Annotated in this window: 3 protein-coding genes; 2 read left to right on the forward strand and 1 reads right to left on the reverse strand. The window is 68.9% G+C overall.

The window, feature by feature from the left end; translation table 11 throughout:
• Window positions 1-57: 57 nt before the first annotated feature.
• Entirely contained in the window at window positions 58-492 is a 435-nt protein-coding gene (locus MJ783_RS01075; RefSeq protein WP_370651393.1) for a VOC family protein, read from the reverse strand.
• A 115-nt stretch (window positions 493-607) separates the two neighbouring features.
• On the opposite strand from MJ783_RS01075, the gene MJ783_RS01080 reads away from it, so the two are divergent.
• Both MJ783_RS01080 and MJ783_RS01085 read left to right on the forward strand, forming a co-directional pair.
• Window positions 608-2,284 carry an FAD-dependent oxidoreductase gene (locus MJ783_RS01080; protein ID WP_239308021.1) on the forward strand — a complete coding sequence of 559 codons (1,677 nt, stop codon included), beginning with the start codon at window positions 608-610 and terminating at the stop codon, window positions 2,282-2,284.
• A partial coding sequence (locus MJ783_RS01085) for a sensor histidine kinase (RefSeq protein WP_239307999.1) occupies window positions 2,281-3,742 on the forward strand: 1,462 nt, incomplete at its 3' end. The genes MJ783_RS01080 and MJ783_RS01085, both read left to right, overlap by 4 nt.

A 3,742-nucleotide genomic window follows, 5' to 3' on the forward strand; every position in this document is an offset into this window, starting at 1 on the left:
CGATCTGCCGAACCGGCCGGCCACACCGCACGGCGCATACGACGACACCCCGACCGGTCATCCGGCGGGGAAGTCGGGGACGGTGATCGAGCCGTCCGCCGCGAGCGGGAAGCCCGGGTTGTACGCAATCTCCCAGGCGTGGCCGTCGAGGTCGGTGAAAACTCCCGCATATCCGCCATAAAACGTCTTGGCCGGCGGACGGGTGACCGTGGCCCCTGCCCGCTCCGCCATCGCGACGACATCGTCGACCTCCGCCTCGGACCGAACATTGTGCGCGAGGGCGACGCCGCTGAAGCCACCTGCCGGCCCGTCCGTAATACCGCAGTCGCGCGCGAGTTTGTCGCGGCCCCAGAGGACGAACGCGATGCCGCCGGCCTGAAAGAACACGGTCTCTTCGACCTCCTGGCCCTGCCAGCCCAGCCGCTCGTAAAACGCCCGAGCGCGCCGCACGTCAACAACACCCAATGTAATCAAACTAACACGCTGCTCCATTGCTGGAGCGTACTTCGCCAGGGGCGCGGGCCCGGTTACCAGAGCACGTCATCGACGGGCGGCCATGCTCTGACGACGTGCCAGGGACAGGCTATCCGTGCTTGACTGGCTATCCATGACGGCGCCCCGGTCTGCCGTACGTACGGCACTGATCACCGTAGACGATGACCAGAGCGTCTCCCGCGCGGTCAGCCGGGACCTGCGACGGCGGTACGGCGAGAACCACCGGATCATCCGAGCCGATTCGGGCGAACAGGCGCTGGACGCGATGCGTGAGCTCAAGCTGCGCGGTGATCATGTCGCGGTGATCCTGGCCGACTACCGCATGCCACGGATGAACGGCATCGAATTCCTTGAACAGGCGATGGACCTGTTCCCCACAGCTCGGCGGGTGCTGCTGACCGCGTACGCCGACACCGATGCCGCGATCGACGCCATCAACGTCGTCGACCTGGACCACTACCTGCTCAAGCCGTGGGACCCGCCCGAGGAGAAGCTCTACCCGGTCGTGGACGCCCTGCTCGACGCCTGGCACACCACAGACCACCGGCCCGTACCAGAGACCAAGGTCATCGGCCACCGCTGGTCAGCGCGATCGCACGACGTCCGGGACTTCCTCGCCCGCAACCAGGTGCCCTACCGGTGGTACCTCGCCGACGAACCGGAAGGCGAGCGCCTGCTGGCCGCGGCCGGAACGGACGGCACAACCCTCCCCGTCGTGATCACCGAAAACGGCGAGGCACTGGTGGAGCCCACCGACTCGCAGCTCGCCAGCCGGGTCGGCCTCAGCACCGCGCCCGCCGCCGGCTTCTACGACATGATCGTCATCGGCGGGGGCCCGGCAGGCCTGGGCGCGGCCGTGTACGGCGCGTCCGAAGGGCTGCGGACCGTGCTGGTCGAACGGACCGCAACCGGTGGTCAGGCCGGCCAGAGCTCACGGATCGAGAACTACCTCGGCTTCCCCGATGGCGTGTCCGGGGCACAGCTCACCGACCGCGCCCGCCGACAGGCAGCTAAATTCGGCGCCGAGATACTCACCGCCCGTGACGTCGTCGGCCTGGAGGTCAACGGCTCGGGGCGGACCGTGCGCTTCGCCGACGGAGGACAGATCGACGCCCACACCGTCATCCTGGCGACCGGCGTGTCCTACCAGCAGCTGGCGGCTCCCGGCCTGGAGCCGCTGACCGGGCGCGGCGTCTTCTACGGCTCCGCGCTGACCGAGGCGTCCGGCTGCGCGGGACAGGATATCTACATCGTCGGTGGGGCGAACTCCGCCGGGCAGGCCGCGGTGTACTTCGCCCGGCATGCCCGCTCGGTGGTCATGCTGGTCCGCGGCCCGTCGCTGGAAGCGTCCATGTCCCACTACCTCATCGAGCAGATCGCCGGCATCCCGACGATCTCGGTACGGACCTGTACCGAGGTGCTCGCCGGCCACGGCACGCAACACCTGGAGCAGCTGACGATCCGGGACAACACGACCGGTGCCACGGAGACGGTCGACGCGCAGTGGCTGTTCATCTTCATCGGGGCGGCACCGCGCACCGACTGGCTGGACGGTGTGATCGTCCGTGATGGCCGCGGATTCGTCATTGCCGGCCCTGACCTCGTGGTCGACGGCCAACGGCCGCGCGGATGGTCCCTGGACCGGGATCCGTACCACCTCGAGACCAGCGTTCCGGGCGTCTTCGTGGCCGGGGACGCGCGGGCCGAGTCGGTGAAGCGGGTCGCGTCCGCGGTCGGTGAGGGTGCCATGGCCGTCACCCTGGTCCACCGGTATCTGGACAAGCGATGACCGGCCCGGCGCGGAGCGCCCCGTCAGCGGCGTGCGGCCCAGACGAGCTCCGCACGCTGTTCCTGTTCGAGAAACTCACCGAGGACCAGTTGGCCCGGCTGTGCGCGGACGGACGTGTCGAGCTCATCGAATCAGGACCGGTGTACGCCGAAGGCGAGCCTGCCAGCTGCTTCTATGTGCTCATCGAGGGAGCGCTGGTGCTGTCGCGGCAGGTCGGCGCCGACGACGTGGAGATCAGCCGCACGTCCCAGCGCGGTGTGTACGCGGGTGCCTTTCAGGCCTACCTGGGCGACCGCGTCCCGCAGGTCTACACCGCCTCGCTGCGGGTCAGTGAGCCGTCGCGCTTCTTCGTGCTCCCGGCGGACGCGCTGGCGCGGCTGATGCGGGAGTGGTTCCCGATGGCCGTACACATGCTGGAGGGGTTGTTCCTCGGCATGCGGACCACCCAGCAGGCGATCGGTCAGCGGGAGCGGCTGCTGGCGCTGGGCTCGCTGTCCGCCGGGCTCACCCACGAGCTGAACAACCCGGCCGCCGCCGCGGTACGGGCGGCCTCGGCGTTGCGGGAACGGGTCGCCGGGATGCGGCACAAACTCGCTCTGATCGCCTCGGGCCCGTACGACCGGGCCACCCTGGGAATCCTGATCCGGCTGCAGGAGGAGGCGGTGGAGCGGGTCGCGAAGGCACCCGCGCTGACTCCGCTGGAGGCTGGCGACCGGGAGGACGCGGTCACCGACTGGCTCGACGATCACGGTATCGCCGGCGGATGGGATCTCGCCCCGACCTTCGTCCAGGCTGGTCTGGACCTGCCCTGGTTGGAGCAGGTCGCGGGCAGCGTCCCCGACGCGATACGTGAGGGTGCCGTCCGCTGGCTGAACTACACGGTCGAAACCGAGCTGCTCATGAACGAGATCGAGGACTCCACGGCCCGAATTTCCACCCTGGTGGCCGCCGCCAAGCAGTACTCCCAGCTGGACCGCGCGCCGTACCAGCGGGTCGACGTCCACGAGCTGCTGGACAGCACCCTGGTGATGCTCGCCGGCAAGATCGGCGATGGCGTCACCGTTGTCAGGGAGTACGACCGGGCCCTACCGAAGATCCCCGCCTATGCCGCCGAGCTCAACCAGGTCTGGACGAATCTGATCGACAACGCGGTCGCCGCCATGGACGGCGTCGGCACGTTGACCGTGCGCACGGCACCCAGCCAGGACCACCTGGGCGTCGACCACGTGGTCGTCGAGATCGCCGACACCGGGCCGGGCGTGGCACCGGAGATCCGCGACCGGATCTTCGAACCGTTCTTCACCACCAAACCGGTGGGTGCAGGCACCGGTCTCGGCCTGGACATCTCCTGGCGCATCGTGGTCACCAAACACCACGGTGACCTGTCGGTGGAGTCGGTGCCCGGTGACACCCGGTTCCGGGTCCGGCTGCCTGCCGAACCGGCCGATGAACCGGCCG

It is taken from the genome of Protofrankia sp. Cj3 (genome assembly GCF_917627355.1).
Taxonomy (GTDB): domain Bacteria; phylum Actinomycetota; class Actinomycetes; order Frankiales; family Frankiaceae; genus Protofrankia.